The sequence below is a fragment of the [Zimmermannella] faecalis ATCC 13722 genome (genome assembly GCF_000381765.1).
Lineage (GTDB): Bacteria > Actinomycetota > Actinomycetes > Actinomycetales > Microbacteriaceae > Gulosibacter > Gulosibacter faecalis.
Map to the genome: position 1 here is coordinate 171,330 of NZ_KB907078.1, position 16,912 is coordinate 188,241.

Here is a 16,912-nt window from a genome sequence, read left to right on the forward strand (position 1 = left end):
CGTTGTGCCTAGTGCGTGTTGCCTACGCGTCGCCGCGGCGGCGCACCAGCATGAGCGTCAGGCCGAGCGCGAGGGCGAGCACGCCCGCCGCGATACCCGCGAACATCGCGGTCTCGTTCGCACCGGTCACGGCGAGCCCGTCGTTCGAGCCGTTGTCGCCGTCACCCTTGCCGGGGATGTCACCCGAGTCGCCTTCGGTCGGGGAGGCCCCGCCGTCGTCATCGCCGACCGTGAAGGTCACCGACGCGGCGAGCTCGCCCTGGGTCGCCGACACCGTGTAGGTGCCGGCCGGCCACTCGAGGTTGTCCTCGATGACGGCGCCCGTGTCGGCGTCGACCGTGCGGTACGTGAGGGTGCCGCCGAACATGCCGTCAGCATCCGCCTGCACCTCCTCGACCTCCGAGGTCGCGCCCGAGGCGTCGGTGATCGAGATCGTCACGGCCTCGTTCGGGGTGAAGTACGCGCCGGCGTACTGGATGCCCTCGGCCGACTCCGCGAACGTGTAGTGCTCCTGCTCGGTGACGATCGTCGGGTCCTGCACCTGCGTCTCGGTCGGCGACTGCGTCGGGTCGGTCTGCGACGGCGACGGCGACGGGGTCGGTGGCGTGGTCTGCGCCTCGGTGACGGTGAGCGGCAGGTTCACGGTCGAGCCCGAGGGCTGCGCGACGAGCTGCACCGTGTAGTCACCGGCGGCGGTGTCGGCCGGGACCGTGAGGGTGACGGCGGCGGCCGTGCCCTCGTCGCCCGCTTCGAGCGTGCCCTCGCCGATGACCTGACCGTCGAGCTGCACCTCGACCGAGGTGTTCTCGACCGCGTCGAGCGACGTGAGGTCGGTGTCGCTCACGGTGAACTCAAGCGAGTCGCCCGCGGCGACCGACGGGGTCGTGCCCGCTTCGCCGAAGTAGTCGGCTACCTGGAAGTTGCCGCGCGTCTGGTTCGGCACGAGTTCCTGGTTCGGCTGGCTCTGCACGTACTGCACGAACGCGTCGAGGTCGACCGAACCGGTGTCGTAGACACCCTCGTTGTTGTTGATCGAGAAGAAGTTGTCGCCGCCCGCTGCGAGGAACGACGGCATGACGACCTTGTAGACCTGGTCGTCGACGAGCGCCTCACCGTCGATGTACACCGACGTGATGTGGCTGCCCTGCGTCGTGAGCGGGTCGTCGGAGGTCGAGCCGGTGTAGGTGTAGTCGACGTTCGACGACACCCCGAGCTGCAGGTACGGACGCGACGGCACGGCGCCCTCGGCGTCGACCTGCCACTGCTCCTCGAGCACGTTCTTCAGCTCGGCGCCGGTGAGCGACACGACCGAGAGGTTGTTCACGAACGGGAGCACGACCTGCGCATCCTTGTACGTGAGCACACCGTCGCCGGCGATGTCGGCGCGCAGGCCGCCCGGGTTCATGATCGACAGGTCGGCGTCGAGCGCCTCGGTACCGACGCTCTGCGCCCAGCCGACCATCGAGTCGGCGATGAGCGTGCCGAGCGTCGACGTCGCGGCACGGTTGTCTTCAACCGTCACGTTGCCGTTCTCGTCGTAGGTCTTGCCGCGGGTGATGTCGTCGTTCACGACGCCGATCTGCTCAGCGCCGAGCACCTCGGCCTCTTCGAGCGCGGCCTCCTGAATCGCGACGACCTCGTCGTAGGTCGCGCGCGAGGCGTCAGAGAGGGTCGTGTAGTCGACGCGCGGGGCGCTCTCGCCCTCGGCGTCCTCCACGAACGTCGGAATCACCGACGACGACGAGGCGACGACGTTGCCGTCGGCGTCAACGTCGAGCACGATCTGCCCGACGTTCTCGGCGTACTGGCCGGCCTGCACGACCTGGCGGGTCTTGCCGTCAACCGTGGTCTCGTAGTTGTAGGCCTGGTGCGTGTGGGCCTCGTAGATCGCGTCGACGTCGGTCGAGGTCTCCTCGGCCATCTTCACGAACGTCGCGTTCGAGGCGTTCGAGTCGTAGCTGCCGCTCGTCGGGCCGCCCTCGTGGTACGAGGCGATGATGATGTCGGCTTCGCCGTTCGAGTCATCGCCGTCGGAAAGCTCGGCGGCGACCTCGTTGACCGCGTCAACCGGGTCGGTGAACGTGAGGCCCTCGATGCCCGCGGGGCTCACGCCCGACGCGGTCGACTCCGTCACGGCGCCGATCACGGCGACCGTGAAGCCCTCGATTTCGAAGGTGTTGTAGGCGTCGAGCAGCAGCGTGCCGTCTTCCTTGACGACGTTCGCCGCGAGCAGCGACCCGAACTCCTCCTGGATCGCGAGCGCATCCTCTTGGCCCTTGTCGAACTCGTGGTTGCCCGAGGTGAACGAGTCGACGCCGAGCGCGACGAGCGCGTCCTTCGTGGGCTGGTCACCGGCGACCGACGACTCGAACTCCGACGCGCCAACCTGGTCACCGTTGCCGATGATGAGGCTGTTGTCGGCGCCGAAGGTGTCCTGCACCTGCAGCACGTTCGCGGCGAACGCGTCGACCTGCGTGATGCGGCCGTGGAAGTCGTTAAAGCCGATGAGGTTGATCTGGGTGGTGCCGGCGGTGGGCTGAATAACCTCGCCGGTCGACAGGGCATCGGCCTGCGCCGGTGCCACGAACGCGGTGACGGCGAGTGCGCAGCCGGCAGTGGCTGCGACACCGCCCTTCACCATCTTGGACTTGTGAGCCACTTGGCCTCCTGTTGCTGGAAGTTGAACTCGGCAAGAGTTTCACTCCCAAGTAACGATCAGGTAAAGCTCAGGCAATAGCAAGCCCTTGACGTCGGTTGACGCCGAATTCGTGCCGAACTGCGGCTACTTCGCGCCCTCCGGCTGCCAGGTTGACACCTCGGTGAGCGAGGCAAGCTCGTCGTCGCTCAGGGTGAGGGTGGCGGATGCGATGAGGTCGGGCAGCTGCTCGGCGCGCGACACGCTCGCGATCGGCGCGGCGACGGCGGGCTGCTGGCGCAGCCAGGCGAGGCCGGTCGACGTGATGCTCGCGTCGTGGGCGGCACCGATGCGCTCGAGCTCGTCGATGATGCGCAGGCCCTGCTCGGTGGCGAACTTCGAGGCGCCGCCGGCGCGGGGCGAGTCGCCCTGCTCGACCTGCTCGCGGTACTTGCCGGTGAGGAAGCCGCTCGCGAGCGAGCCCCAGGGCAGGATGCTCAGGTTGTGGCGCAGCGCGACCGGCTGCACGTCGTCCTCGACATCGTTGCGGTGCACGAGGTTGTATTGCGGCTGCAGCGCGACCGGCTTCGCGGCGCCGGTGCGCTCGGCGATGTCGAGCCAGCGCTCGGTCTCGGCGCCCGAGTAGTTCGAGAGGCCGATGTTCGCGATGATGCCGTCGCGCACGAGCGCGTCGAACGCCGCGACGGTGTCTTGGAGCGGCGTTTCGGGGTCGGGCTGGTGCGCGTAGAAGAGGTCGATCTGTTCGACGCCGAGGCGCTCGCGCGACTGCTCGGCGACCGCGCGCACGTTCTCGGCGGTGAGCGACGTCGCGCCGGGGAGCATCCCCACCTTCGTCGCGATCTGTACGCCCTCGGGCTTGCGGTCGGCGAGCCAGGCGCCGATGACGCGCTCGCTCTCGCCGCCCTCGTGGCCCGGAACCCAGGCGCTGTACGAGTCGGCGGTGTCGATGAGGGTGCCACCGGCGGCGACGAAGGCGTCGAGGATCTCGAAGCTTGCGGCCTCGTCGGCGGTCCAGCCGAAGACGTTGCCGCCGAGCACGAGCGGGAAGATTTCGAGGTTGCTGTCGCCGAGACGGATGCGTGAAGTAGTCATGTGGGCGACAACCGACGGTGTTGCGTGGGTATTCCGGCGGGTTGCTGAAGTGTTGCTGGGTGCTACGCGCGGGTGCCGCTGCGTCGCGACGGCAGCGGGTGCATCCTGCGGTGGGTGGGTGCATGGTGTGCCATACACCCGCCCGCCGCAGGATGCTCCCGTTCGAGGCCGGGACCGCCGGGTTCGGAGCAGCCTGGACTAAGCGCGTCGGCGGGCGATCACGAGGCCCATCCCCGCGAGCACCAGCACGAGGGCCGCCGCGGCGCCGATGAGGAGCGCGTCGTCGGCACCGGTCTCGGCGAGGCCGCCGCCGTTCCCGCCAGCGTCGACGCCGTCAACGCCGCCGCTGCCACTGCCGTTTCCGCTGCCGGTCGTGCCGTCGCCCGGCGCGGCTGGGTCGGTCGCTGCCGGATCCGTCGTCACCGGATCGCTCGGCGCCGGAGTCGCGCCAGGCGCATCCGTGTCGCCAGGCGCGTCCGTGTCACCAGGCGTCTCACCGGGTGCGTCCGTGTCGCCAGGCCCATCCGTGTCGCCGGGCGTCTCACCGGGTGCGTCCGTGTCGCCAGGCCCATCCGTGTCGCCGGGCGTCTCACCGGGTGCGTCCGTGTCGCCAGGCCCATCCGTGTCACCAGGCCCATCCGTGTCGCCCGGCTCCTCGTCGGCGACCGACATGCCGACGATGATCGGGTTGTGGTCGGATGCGCGGAACGGCGACTCGTCGTATAGCTGCGTCACGTTGTAGTTGAAGCGGCTGTACTCGAGGGCGATGGGCTCGTAGGCGTTGATGGTCCAGATGTCGGCGGCGTCCATGCGCTCGGCCGCGGCGGGCGAGAGCAGCAGGTGGTCGAGCGAGCCGACCGTGCCGATCTTGCCGCCGGTCGCGAGCTCTGACGTGTAGAGGTAGCTGTAGTCGCCGTCGTCGGTGGCCGGAACGTATCCGGCGTCGGTGAGCGTCGTCACCGGCGCCTCCATGGAGTACGAGTTGAGGTCGCCCGTGATGAAGAGGAGATCGGTGCCGGCCGCCTCCTGCTGCGCGTCGGCGAACTCGAGCAGGGCCTCGGCCTGGCGCACGCGGTCGCCGTTCCAGCCACCGACGGCGCTCGCCGGGTTGCCGGCGTCGAGGTTCTCGTTGTCGCCCTCGCCCGAACCACCCTTCGACTTGAAGTGGTTCGCGATCACGACGAAGTAGTCGTCGACGTCGGCGACCGGGGCGAACGTCGCGGCGAGCGGGGCGCGCGCGTCGGCGAACGCCGGGTCGTCGAGCAGCACGGTGCTGCCGTCGAGGTAGGTGACCTCGGCGGGCTGGTAGATGAACGCGGTGCGGATCACGTCGTCGCCCGTCGCCGGAATCACCTCGGGCGAGGGCACGTAGGCCCACTTCTCGGAGCCCGCGGCCTCGTTCAGCGCGTCGACGAGCTGCGCGAGCGCGGCGTCGCGGTCATCGCCGAAGTCCGACGAGTCTTCGATCTCTTCGAGCCCGATCACCGACGCGTCGAGCGCGCTGATCGCCGTGACGATCTTCTGCTGCTGGCGCTCGAAGTTCGCCTCGTCGTAGGCGCCGCGCGGCGTGCAGTAGTCGGCTGTCGTGGGGTTGCCCTCGCGGTCGGGGTAGTACTCGCAGCCCTCTTCGGTGTTGCCGAGGGTCGTGAAGTAGTTGAGCACGTTGAACGAGGCGACCGTGTAGTCAGAGCCCGAGAAGTCGGCGGGCGCGTGCTCGCGGGCGTCGCTGAACGACGCGGGCGCGTTCTCGGTGCCGACGACCTGCTCCTGCGGCTGCAGGCGCCACATGTCGTAGCCGTACGACACGATCACCGGCTGGCTGAACGTCGTCGTCGCGCCGACCGTCACGGGCGAGTCGAGGTCGAGGTACGGCAGCGGCGAGTTCTTCGCGGTGTCGTTGCTCGAGTAGTCCCAGCTCGCGCCGTCGTCGAGCAGCACGGCGCGGGCCGTGTTCTCGTCGACCTGCGCCTGCGCCTCGGCCGAGCCGGGGGCGCCGACCTCGGTCGCGTTCACGAGCGGACCGTCGCCGAACGCGAGCCCGATCTCGCCGAAGCGGTTGAGCGAGTAGTTGTCGGTCACCGTGTAGGTGCCCTGCGGCGCGACGAGCATGCCCTCGTACTGCTCGCGCTCGGCCTCGGTTGCGGGCCACTCGTCAAGTTCGAGCGCCTCGACCGAGCCGATCGACTCGGGTAGCTCGGCCACGGTTGGGTTCGTGAGCTGCGTGAGGCCGTTGTACTCGTCGGGGGTGCCGGTGACGGCGACCGAGTCGCCGATCTCGACCGAGGGCGCTGAGCCCGTGTAAACGAAGATGCCGGTGGATGAGCCGTCGACGGCCTCGACGGGCGCGCCGGCCGCGTCGGTGGTCGGGGTCTGCAGGTAGAAGCCGTTGAGCCCGCCGGTCGGGTACGCCGCGGTGACGATGCCGCAGGCGGTGACCGGGGTGTCGCCCGGCAGCTCGGTCGCGTTGCCAGTTCCCTGAATCTCGGCGATCTCGATGTCGCACTCGGCCGGCTCGACCGGGTCGGGCGACGGCGGCGTCGACCCGTCGCCCGTCGTGACCTCACCCGGCGTGGGCTCGGCCGCCACGAAGTCGGCGGAGTTGTCGTCGGTGTCGGTGCCCTCGGCGTCGCGCTGCGCCGAAACGGCGTTGCCGAGCGCAGGTGCCGGAGCGGTCTCGTAGGCGTTGCCGCCCACCGTGCCGAAGCCGACGAGGTCGACAATCTCGCCCTGCGCATCCTGCAGGTGCACTGCCCCGTTCGATGCCCCGAGCGCGAAGTTACCGTCGACGTCAACCTCAACGTCGGCCGCGTCGGTGTTGTTGCCGTAGGCGCCGCCCACGACGAGCGTCTCGCCCGGCGCGATCGTCGTGCCCGCCGGCAGCGTGACGGCGTCGTCTTGCGGGTTACCGCTGCCCGAGTACCGCACGACCTGGTAGCTGCTGAGGTCAATTGCCGCGTCGGTCGGGTTGTAGAGCTCGACATAGTCGCGGTTGACGGGGGCGCCGCTGTTGCCGCCACCGCCGTAGACCTCGCTAATCACGACCGCGGTGCCGTCGGGCGCGGCCGCCGCCGAGCCGGGCTGGCCGAGCACGGCAACGCTGCCGGCTCCGAGTGCCACCGCGAGCGCCGCGGCGCCAAGTTGCTTGAAGGGGTTTCGCACGAACGCTTCCTCACGTCAGGAACAAGTTGTCCCGACCCTAGGCCAACCCAGCGACACGAAGGTAACGCGCGGGTAACGCGGCGGATGCGCGTGGGCGGGCTGGGCGATCGTCGTGCGGTGGCGTGTGGGCGGTCGTCGTGCGGTGGTGTGTGGCGGCGTCAGCGCGAGAAGGTGAGCAGCATGCGCGTGTTGCCGAGCGTGTTCGGCTTCACCCACGGCAGGTCGAGGAACTCGGCCGTACCCGCGTCGGGCGAGTGCATGATCTCGCTGTAGGTGGCCTCGTCGACGACGTGCTCGCCGACGGCTTCGAAGCCGTGGCGGCCGAAGAATTCGGTCTCGAACGTGAGGCAGAACAGGCGCTCGAGGCCGAGGTCGCGGGCGCGGTCGATGAGGTCGGCGAGCATCGCGTGGCCGACGCCCTTGCCACGCACCGCGTCGGTGGTCGCGATCGAGCGGACCTCGCCGAGGTCGCGCCAGAGCACGTGGAGCGCGCCGCAGCCGACGATCTCGCCGTCGAGTTCGGCGACGACGAACTCCTGCACCGCTTCGTAGAGCACCACGAGGTCTTTTCGGAGCAGGACATTGGTCGCCATCATGGGCTGCAAGACGTCGCGAATCGCGACCACGTCATCTGTGCGCGCGCGGCGCACGACCAAATTCTGCATCCCCCAAGTCTACGAGCGTCGTGGCCCCGCCCGCTGGCCGCACGCCGAGCCGCGGATGACCTGGGCACAGCCGGGCCACCCGGGCACACTTGGCCACGACACCCGACCCCGCCCACTGCATCCGAGGCCCGAGCCGGGAACGACGTGGGCACAGCCGGGGCCCGTGGGCACACTTGCCCACGACACCCAGCTACACCCACTGCATCCGGATGCGCGGGGGCACGCGGAAGCGCATCCGGCCGCGGCGCCTGGCAGCGCCCCCGCGACGCCCGCCCCACCCCACCGAGACCGAAACGTGGCCGGCGACTCCGGCGCAACACGCGCACCGTCGCCTAGGCTGTGGAGATGCGATTGGGCGTTCTCGATGTCGGTTCGAACACGGTACACCTTTTGGTCGTTGACGCTCATCCGGGCGCGCGACCGGTGCACAAGACGTCCACGAAGTCGGTGTTGCGGCTCATGAAGTACCTGCAGCCTGACGGCTCGATCTCGAAGGCGGGCGTCGAGCGCATCATGGAGACGATGCACGCTGCGGCCGCGCACATTGAGGCGGCGAACCTCGACGAGCTGCTCCCGATGGCGACGAGCGCGCTGCGCGAGGCGAAGAACGGCCCGAAGCTGCTGAAGCGCATCCGCAAGGAGTGCGGCATCGACCTGCAGGTGATGAGCGGCGCCGACGAGGCCCGCGTGACTTTCCTCGCGGTGCGTCGCTGGTTCGGTTGGAACGCCGGCCGCATCCTCCTCGTCGACATCGGCGGCGGCTCGCTCGAGCTCGCGGTCGGCACCGACGAGCTACCCGAGCTCGCGCTTTCGCTGCCGCTCGGCGCGGGCCGCATGACGAAGCAGTTCCTCACCGACGACCCGCCCTCCGACTCCGAGCTCGAGACCCTGCAGGCACACATCGACGAGGTGCTGCCCGAGGCCGTCGAGCGCCTCGGCGAGCTGCGCCACGCCGACCAGGTCGTCGGCTCGTCGAAGACCATCCGCTCGCTCGCACGCCTGGCCGGCTCGCAGGCCGAGGGCCTCGGCGGCAACACCCGCACCCGCCTGTACCGCTGGCAGCTCGAAGACTGGCTCCCCCGCCTCGCCGAGCTCCCCTCGAAGGCGCGCAGCGCGCTGCCGGGCATCACGCAAGACCGCGCCTTCCAGATCGTCGGCGGCGGCACCGTGCTGCTGTCGGTGATGCGCGCGCTCGACATCGAACGCCTCGACATCTCGCCGTGGGCCATGCGCGAGGGCGTGCTGCTCGACTACCTCGACCGGCTGCCGAACGACCCCGAGAAGAAGCGCAAGTAGCGACACGGGGCCGGATACGCGCCCCACGCCGCGCACGACGCCCAGCACCTGGCACCCAACCACCCGCCGACAACCGGCCGTGACCCCGCCTATCCGTCGCCGCGCGGCAGATACTTCGGCACGTACCGCCAAAGCAACCAGGCGCCGAAAATCCCGAGCACGCCGAACGTTCCGGCGGTCGCGGCGAGCCCCGCGACAACCTGGATTCCGGCGATGAGGAACGGCACGATCGAGCCCGCGCCGTCGCTCACGGTTCGCCAGGCGGCGAGGAACGGGGCCGGATGCTCGCGGTCGGCGAGGTCGGCGCTGAGCGTCATGTTGATGCCCGAGCCGACGCCGTTCGCGACGCCGAGCCAGAGCGTGATCGCGACGAACCAGGCGGCCGACGACGGCAGCTCGTGCGTAAACGCGAGCACGATGAACCCGACGCCGAGCCCGAGCATGGCGGGGAGTCCGCTCGCGAGGCGACCCCACTTATCCATGATCCAGCCCGACGTGAAGAACAGCGCGAAGTCGATCGCGCCGGCGATGCCGATGATGAGGGTCGTGAACGCGTCGTCGAGCCCGATCGAGATGCCCCACAGCGGCAGCAGAATCTGCCGGGCCGAGCGCAGCATCATGAGGATGCCCGCCCCTGCGCCCACGGTGAGCAGCACGTCGCCGCGGGTGCGAAACACCTGCCACACCGACTCGCGCACGTACGGGGTCTCGTCGGAGGGCAGCTGCACGGCGCCGGTCGCGGTGTCGTTCGCCGCGTCGAGGTCGATCTCGCTGCGGGGCCGCGTACCGGCGAGCTTTTCGACGTCGGGCAGCACCGACACGACGATCGCCGAGAGCGCGGCGCAGGTGATGAACACCCAGAAGTTCGTTTGCACGTCGCCGGTCGAGGCGATGAGCCAGGTCGCGAGGAACGGCCCCACGAACATGCCCGAGCGGAACACCCCGCCGAGCGTCGACATCGCCCGCGCCCGGTATTCAAACGGCACGTAGGTGCTGAGGAACGCCTGCCGCGCGAGCGCGAACGTCGCCGCCATAAGCCCCTGCAGGAACACGCCGGCGAGGAGCATCCAGGCGTTCACCGCGAACACCGAGATGAGGGCGCCGACGATCGTCGCGAGCGCCGAGATCACCATGGCGCGCCGCTCCCCCACGCGGCTCACGACGCCGCCGGCGGGCAGGTTGCCGAGCGCCTGGCCGATCACGAGTGAGCCCGCGATGAAGCCCGCGAAGCCGAGGTCGGCTCCGAGCGAGGTCGCGACGGCCGGGATCACCGGCACGATTGCGCCCTGCCCGACCGAGTACGTGAAGGTCGGCAGCAGGGCGATGACGAGGATGCGCCAGAGCGGCGGCTGCGCGCCATTCGTCTTGCTCGCCATCGCACTCCTCTGATTTCGCCGTGCCTAGTGCACGCTACTCCGTTCGCGACGCGCGTCGTGAATCGGCGAGGTCAGCGAGATGCGCGAGGTCAGGATGCGCGGGGCAGGCGGGATGCGCGGGGCAAGCAGCGCCCCAACCTCAGTGACACTTCACGGCGCTCTCGAACACGGCCTTCACGATGGCGGCGTTCTCGTAGACGAGCTCCTCGGCCCATTCGCCGGGCGTCAGCTCGGTGGGCGCGACCTCGACGTCGACGCGGGTACCGGCGGGCAGGCACTGCGAGAACACGTACTTCGCCCGGAACGCGTGGGGGCGGTCGGTGACGAGCAGCACGCTCGTCCACTCGTGCTCGATCAGCAGCTCTCGTAGCGCGAGCGCCTCGCCGAGGGTGCTGTCTTCAACGGGCTCGAAGCAGAAGAGGTTCGCGTCGGCGTTCCGCTCGCACACGCTCGTCTGCAGCACGATGCGCGAGTAGCGGTCGGTGTCAGAGAGCAGGGCGTCGTCGGCGATCCACGACACCGCGAGGTGCTCGGCGACGCCGCCCGACTCGTAGAGGTCGAGCGCGGTCGGCAGCCGGAACTCGCCCGGCGCGAGCGACACGATGACGTCGTAGCGCCCATCCACGCCGTGCTGCGGGAAGGCGATGTTCACCGAGACGAGGCTGCACCAGGCGACGGCGCTGCAGAGGGTGGTGATGAGCGCGAGCCGCAGCCAGCCGAGGGCCGACCGGCGCTTCGACGCCGCCGACGCCGCCACTACCTCACGCGAACTTCGCGAGTTCGCGCTCGGTGACGCTGTCGGCGACCGCATCGTCGTGGGTCGCGCCGAGCGCGCGCACGGGCGCGAGCTCGCGCGTGGCCTCGGGCCGGTACTCGAGGTACCAGTCGACGAACGCCTGCACGCCCTGCTCGATGGGGGTCGCGGGCACGAATCCGGTGAGCGCGGTGAGAAGTTCGGGGCTCGCAAAGGTGTCGACGACGTCGCCGGCCTGCATCGGGAGCATCCGCTTGCGCGCCTCGGTGCCGAGGCTCGCCTCGATCGCGCTGATGAAGCGCATGAGCGGAATCGGCTGCCCACCCGCGATGTTCACGACGCGCCACGCGGCGACGGGCGACACCGAGTCGGCGACGCCGGCGGCGGCCGCGAAGTCGCCCGCGGTCGGCACGACATCGCCGAGCCGCACGATGCCCTCGACGAGGTCGTCGATGTACGTGAAGTCGCGCGACATCTCGCCGTTGCCGTACACGTCGATCGCCTCGCCGCGGCGGATGCGGTCGACGAACTTGAACATCGCCATGTCGGGCCGACCCCACGGGCCGTACACCGTGAAGAAGCGGAAGCAGGTGGTGGGAATCTCGAACAGGTGGGCGTACGAGTGGCTGATCGCCTCGGTCGCGCTCTTCGTCGCCGCGTAGAGCGACACGGGGAACGCGGTGCGCGAGGTCTCGGCGAACGGGAACACCGTGTTCCCGCCGTACACCGACGAGGTGGATGCGAGCAGCAGGTGCCGGGGCGGGTGGTGACGCAGCGCCTCGAGCAGGTTGAAGGTGCCCTGCACGTTCGCGCTGAGGTAGGCCCGCGGGTTGTCGATGCTGTACCGCACGCCGGCCTGGGCGGCGAGGTGGATCACGAGCTCGGGCCGCTCGGCCGCGATGACGCCCGAGAGGAGTTCGAAGTTTTCGAGCTCGCCATGAATTGACGTGAATTGCGAATAGCCGGAAAGCACTTCTTCGCGGCGACGCTTCAATTCGGGGTCGTAATACTCGGTAAAGGCGTCAAATCCAATTACCGTGTGCCCCGCTTCGAGATACCGACGGGCGGTGTGGAATCCGATAAATCCGGCGGCACCGGTAATCAAGACCTTCATCGAGATATGCCCTTCCACTCCGCGGCCGATGCGAGTACATATTCCGGCGCCGAACGCGCGCGGAACATCTCTCACGCTAGCCACGAGGCGCGTTTCACAGCAGGGGCAAATTCCGGGTCAACGGGGGCGATGAATCCCCGCCGCGGGGTTAACTTTCAGGGGGAAACCGAGAAACGCTGCGGCGCAGGAAATCCGCGATCGAATTCACCGCCGGCACGACCTCGGCGGCGGCGCGCTCGTGCACGCGCGGGGGCCGGCGGTACGGGTCGATGACGTCGAGGTTCGCCGGATCGGTCGGCGGCAGGGTGCCGCGACGCGAGGCGACGACGGCGAGCGCCGCGCGCATCCGTTCGCGGGGGTCGGTGTCAGACCCGACGCCCGGCAGCGCCTCGTCGGGCAGCTTGTCGACGATGCGCGCGAGCTCGCGCAGCGTGTACGTGTACCGCGTCGCGGCGGGGGCGAGCTCGACGATCTGCCGCCGGTGCTCGAGCGTGAGCGCGAGCACGAGGTCAGACTCGGCGAGCAGCTCCTTCGTGAGCTGCTGGGCGACGTGCTCGCGCGTATCCGCGACCCCGAGGCGCTCGGCGACCTGCTGCGATTCGGGGTCCATGGGCGCGCCGACAACGGCCGCGACGCCCGCGCTGGAGAGCGTGAACTCGCGCGGGTCGAGCTGGCGCCGCAGCAGCTGCATGGCGAGGGGGGAACGGCAGATGTTGCCGGTACACACGGGGAGGATGCGCACCGTCATGTCGGGGGTGTCCTATCTCTCGGTCGAGGCGGTTGCTCCAGCATCGGCCGGCTCGTCGGCGGCGGTGCCAGCGCTGGCACGCCGGGCCGACGCGGGCCTCGACTCGGTGGGTTTGGGGTCGGTGGGTTCCTTCGCGTCCGGCAGCGGCGCGGCGGGGTCGCCGTACGTCTGCGCCGAGCCGTACGCCCCGTAGGCGCCGCCCGCGAGGCCCTTGAGCGGCATCTTCGTGAGCACGACGCCGAGCAGCTTGCTGCCCGCGCGGTCGAGCGCCTGCACGGCGCCCGTGAGCTCGAGGCGCTTCGTCGACCCGGCGGCCGCGACGAGCACGACGCCGTTCGCGTGCTGGGCGGCGACCGCGGCGTCGGTCACGAGCAGCAGCGGCGAGCTGTCGATGAGCACGTAGTCGGCGTCGATCGCGAGCTCGCGCAGCACGCTCGCCATCGCCTCCGAGCCGAGCAGCTCGCTCGGGTTCGGCGGGATGCGCCCGGCCGGCAGCACGCGCAGGTCGGAGCTGCCCCACGGCTGCACAACATCGTCGAGCTCCGCGTTGCCGATGAGCACGTCGGTGAGGCCGACGGCGCCCTCGATGCCCATGTAGTCGGCGATGCGCGGCCGGCGCAGGTCGCCGTCGACGAGCACGACGCGGGCCCCCGCCTCGGCGAGCGCGATCGCGAGGTTCGCGGTCGTCACCGACTTGCCCTCGCCCGGCACGGCACTCGTGACGACGAAGATCTTGCTGCCCTCGTCGGGCGTCACGAACTGGAGGTTCGTGCGCAGCGTGCGGTACCGCTCGGCGCGCGGGTTACGCGGTTCGGCGTGCACGATTAGCGGGCGCTGCTTCGCCTCGGGGTCGGTGTTGATGCCGCCGAGCACGGGCGCGTTCGTCGCGCGCTGCACGTCCTTCGGCGAGTGGATGCGGTTGTCGTTCACCTCGCGCAGCACCGCGAGCGCGATGCCGACGAGCAGCCCGAGTGTGAGCCCGAGGCCGATGTTGATCGGGTAGTTCGGGGTGACCGGGTCGGTCGGCACGGTAGCCGGCTGGATCGTGATGATCTGCACGCGGCTCACGCCACTCGCATCCGGAATCTCGATCTCGGTTGCGACCGTGTCGGCAAACACCGTGCCGGTCGTGTTCGCGAGGTCGGTGACCTCCTGCGGGTCGGTGCCCGAGGCGGTGATGTTGATGAGCACCGAGTCGGTCGGGCTCTCGGCCCGCACGTCGTTCTTGAGCTGGGCGGCGGTCGCGTCGATGCCGAGCTCGCTCGCGACCTCGTCGAGCACGATCGCGCTCGTGACGACGTCGACGTAGCTCACGACGGCCTGCCGCGCGAAGGTCGTGCCCTGTACGAGGTCGCTCGCGCCCTGGTCAGAGCTCGTGCGCACCGCAACGTAGAGCTGGGTCGTCGATTCGTACTTCGGCGTCGTGAGCATCGCGAGCCCACCGCCGACGATGACCCCGAGCAGTGTGCACGCCACGATGAGCAGCCAGCGCTTCCGCAGCACGCGCGCGTAGTCACGCAAATCCAAGGTAGCTACCTTCTCTCGTCCCCCGATGTTTCGATCAGACTACTCACACGTATCCACCCCAGATCGGGCCGATTTCGGCCGCGTACCCCCTGCATATGATGACCGCAGTTAGTTCCACGACCGGCGAAGAAAGAGGCACGATGCGGGCGTTGCAGGTCTCTGTGCTCGGCCTTGCGTGCATGATGTACATCGTGTTCCGGCCGGTGTCGTCGGGCAACATCCTCTACCCGGTGCTCGCGCTGCTCGCGGCGCTGTCGCTCGCCGACCTGCTCGGCCTCACGTCGCTGCGCGGCCGCCGCCTTGAGCCCCGGTACGTGCTCGCCGTGCTGCTGCTCAGCGCCTCGATTCTCATCGCCTCGCTCGTCGGCATGGTGCGCGATACGCCCGGGTTCACGCACCAGTTCCTCGTGTGGTTTGGCGGCACGCTCATCTGGTCGGTGTGGGCCGCGGCGATTCGTGCCGAGCACATCCGCCGCCTACTCACCGCGATTACCGCGGCGGCCGGCGTGCTCGCGGCGCTCATCGTGCTCTACGTCGGCGCGAACCTCGGCTGGCTGCCCGAGATCATCCCGTCGGAGCTGCTCGAGGAACAGGGCGCCGGCTTCGACGGCACGTCGGGCTCGGCCATTCGGCTCTACGGCCTCTCGTCGCTCGTCATCGCGGGGCCGCTCGCGGTTGCCGGCGCGCTCTCGCCGCGCAACCGGTACCTGCCGAACCGCTGGCTGCTCGTCGGCGTCGCGGTGCTCGCCGCCCTCGCGTCGTTCGTCGCCGGACGCCGCGCGATCACCCTCGTCATCGTGCTCACGCCGCTACTCATGCTGCTCGTGCGCTGGGCCCTCGCACCCCGCCGCGAGCGCACGCAGCCGCGTCGCGTGCGCATCCCGGTGTGGGCCGTCGTAGTTTTCCCCCTGCTGATTCCCCTCCTCGCGTGGTTCGTCACCACCCCGCTCGCCCGCCAGGTGAGCCAGGCATTCGTGAGTGTGCTCGACCTGCTCGGTATTCTGCAGACCGGCACCGACTCGGCCGACCTGCGCACCGAACAGGCCGGCGAGCTGCTCGTGGGCTGGTCGCAGCATCCGCTGCTCGGCGCGGGGCTCGGGGCCGAGCTCGCGAGCGGATACACGCGGTCAGACGAGCGCTCCTGGTCGTTCGAGTTGCAGTATCACCAGTTCTTGTTCAACTACGGCGCGGTCGGCGTCGTGCTGCTCGTCGCCGCGGCCGTGCTGGTCGTCTCGCTCGCTCGGAAGGCCGCCGCCGCGCATCCCGAGAACCTGCCGGTGCTCGTCGTCGTCGGCACGGCCGCGCTCGCGCTGCTCATCGCGAACGCGACGAACCCGTACCTGCAGGCGACCGGACACCATTGGGGCCTGGCGCTCGCGATCGGGGTCGCGCACGCGCTCGCGCTCGGGCGGGGTTTGGATGCTGATGATGCGGGGCCCGAGGTGGCTTCGGCTGGGGCTGGGGCTGGTCTGGATGCTCGGTCGGAGGCCCGCGCATGACCGACCTCACCGTCGTCGCGTCGTACGGACGCACCGCCGGCAGCGCGCGCGTGCGCATGTACGACTGGCTCGATCACCTGGGTCTGCGCGCCCGCGAGTACGCGTATCTCGGCACGTCGCGCCTTGGGCTCGGGGCGCTCGCGCGGCGGCCGCTCGACGTCGCGCGCGCCGAGGCGGGTCTGCGCCGAATCGGCTCGGGCGATGGGCCCGTGCTGCTCTCGCGCCGGGCGAGCCCGCTGAGTCGAGGTGGCCTCGAGGCGCGGATACTCGGGCGCGCCCGACGCGGCGTCTACGACTTCGACGATGCGCTCGCGGTCGATTCGCGCGGTCCGTTCCCGATCGCGACCATCTGGCGTCGCGCGGTCAGCGCCGCCGATGTCGTCATCGCGGGCAACGAGCTGCTCGCGGAGCAAGCGCGGGAGCATTCCGACCGGGTGGTCATGATTCCAAGCTGCATCGAACCCGGCCTCTACCGCGCGAAGACCGACTACCGGCTCGGCGAGCCGACGGCGGTGTGGATCGGCAGCCCGAGCACCGAGTCGTACCTGGAGGCGATCGCCCGCCCGCTGCTCGAGGCGCATCGGCGCACCGGGCTGCGGCTGCGGCTCGTGAGCGCGGGCGAGGCGTCGCTCGGCGAGCTCGACGCCATGATCGACCGCGTCGCCTGGACCCCCACCGGCTTCGCTGCCGCCCTCGAGTCGGCTGATTTCGGCGTCATGCCGCTGCCCGACGACGAGTGGAGCCGCGGCAAGTGCGCCTACAAGCTGCTGCAGTACGCGGCGACGGGGTTGCCGCTCATCGGAAGTCCCGTCGGGGTGAACGCGAGCGTGCTCGAGGGCGCGCGCGGATGGGCTGCCGACGGCGACGACGCCTGGCTCGACGCGCTGCTCGCCTGCGTCTCGGCGAGCAGCGCCGAGCGCGCAGACCGTGGCGCGGCCGCGCGCGAGTTCGTCACCGCCGAGTACAGCTTCGCCGCGTGGGCGCCGACGTGGCGCGCGGCCGTCTTCGGCGACGCCGAGGCGTAGA

12 protein-coding genes are annotated in these 16,912 nt (G+C 69.9%); 3 read left to right on the forward strand and 9 right to left on the reverse strand.

The features are described from left to right. Window positions 1-22: 22 nt before the first annotated feature. The 4 genes from G328_RS14755 to G328_RS0107845 all read right to left on the reverse strand — a co-directional run bounded on the left by G328_RS14755 (window position 23) and on the right by G328_RS0107845 (window position 7,572). Window positions 23-2,659, reverse strand: coding sequence for a bifunctional metallophosphatase/5'-nucleotidase (locus G328_RS14755; RefSeq protein ID WP_154651548.1), 2,637 nt, complete (start codon window positions 2,657-2,659; stop codon window positions 23-25). A gap of 123 nt (window positions 2,660-2,782) precedes the next feature. Further along, window positions 2,783-3,748, reverse strand: a complete 966-nt coding sequence (locus G328_RS0107835; RefSeq protein ID WP_019618795.1) for an aldo/keto reductase — start codon at window positions 3,746-3,748, stop codon at window positions 2,783-2,785. Window positions 3,749-3,946: 198 nt separating this feature from the next. Next, a complete protein-coding gene (locus G328_RS0107840) occupies window positions 3,947-6,907 on the reverse strand; it encodes an ExeM/NucH family extracellular endonuclease (protein WP_019618796.1) in 2,961 nt (986 codons plus the stop codon). Between the two features lie 158 nt (window positions 6,908-7,065). Then, window positions 7,066-7,572, reverse strand: a complete 507-nt coding sequence (locus G328_RS0107845) for an amino-acid N-acetyltransferase (RefSeq protein WP_026339741.1) — start codon at window positions 7,570-7,572, stop codon at window positions 7,066-7,068. Window positions 7,573-7,995: 423 nt separating this feature from the next. Between G328_RS0107845 and G328_RS0107850 the strand changes: the two genes are divergently transcribed. Next, the gene (locus G328_RS0107850) at window positions 7,996-8,868 is read left to right on the forward strand and encodes a Ppx/GppA phosphatase family protein (protein WP_338063024.1); all 873 of its coding nucleotides are present in this window, start codon (window positions 7,996-7,998) and stop codon (window positions 8,866-8,868) included. An 89-nt stretch (window positions 8,869-8,957) separates the two neighbouring features. Here G328_RS0107850 and G328_RS0107855 read toward each other — a convergent pair whose 3' ends face one another. The 5 genes from G328_RS0107855 to G328_RS0107875 form a co-directional block, all read right to left on the reverse strand. Beyond that, complete coding sequence (locus G328_RS0107855; RefSeq protein ID WP_019618799.1) at window positions 8,958-10,244, reverse strand: MFS transporter; 1,287 nt, start codon at window positions 10,242-10,244, stop codon at window positions 8,958-8,960. 139 nt (window positions 10,245-10,383) lie between these two features. After that, window positions 10,384-11,001: an ElyC/SanA/YdcF family protein gene (locus G328_RS15865; protein ID WP_019618800.1), complete on the reverse strand. Its 618-nt coding sequence runs from the start codon at window positions 10,999-11,001 to the stop codon at window positions 10,384-10,386. A 4-nt stretch (window positions 11,002-11,005) separates the two neighbouring features. Beyond that, entirely contained in the window at window positions 11,006-12,112 is a 1,107-nt protein-coding gene (locus G328_RS0107865; protein WP_019618801.1) for an NAD-dependent epimerase/dehydratase family protein, read from the reverse strand. Between the two features lie 148 nt (window positions 12,113-12,260). After that, entirely contained in the window at window positions 12,261-12,860 is a 600-nt protein-coding gene (locus tag G328_RS0107870) for an arsenate reductase/protein-tyrosine-phosphatase family protein (protein ID WP_019618802.1), read from the reverse strand. A gap of 12 nt (window positions 12,861-12,872) precedes the next feature. Beyond that, window positions 12,873-14,387 (reverse strand): tyrosine-protein kinase domain-containing protein, encoded by a 1,515-nt coding sequence (locus G328_RS0107875; protein ID WP_110463817.1) that lies wholly within the window; start codon window positions 14,385-14,387, stop codon window positions 12,873-12,875. Between the two features lie 140 nt (window positions 14,388-14,527). On the opposite strand from G328_RS0107875, the gene G328_RS16500 reads away from it, so the two are divergent. Both G328_RS16500 and G328_RS14765 read left to right on the forward strand, forming a co-directional pair. Beyond that, the gene (locus G328_RS16500; protein ID WP_019618804.1) at window positions 14,528-15,886 is read left to right on the forward strand and encodes a hypothetical protein; all 1,359 of its coding nucleotides are present in this window, start codon (window positions 14,528-14,530) and stop codon (window positions 15,884-15,886) included. After that, complete coding sequence (locus G328_RS14765) at window positions 15,883-16,911, forward strand: glycosyltransferase (protein WP_019618805.1); 1,029 nt, start codon at window positions 15,883-15,885, stop codon at window positions 16,909-16,911. The genes G328_RS16500 and G328_RS14765 overlap by 4 nt, the downstream gene beginning before the upstream one ends. Window position 16,912: the final 1 nt, after the last annotated feature.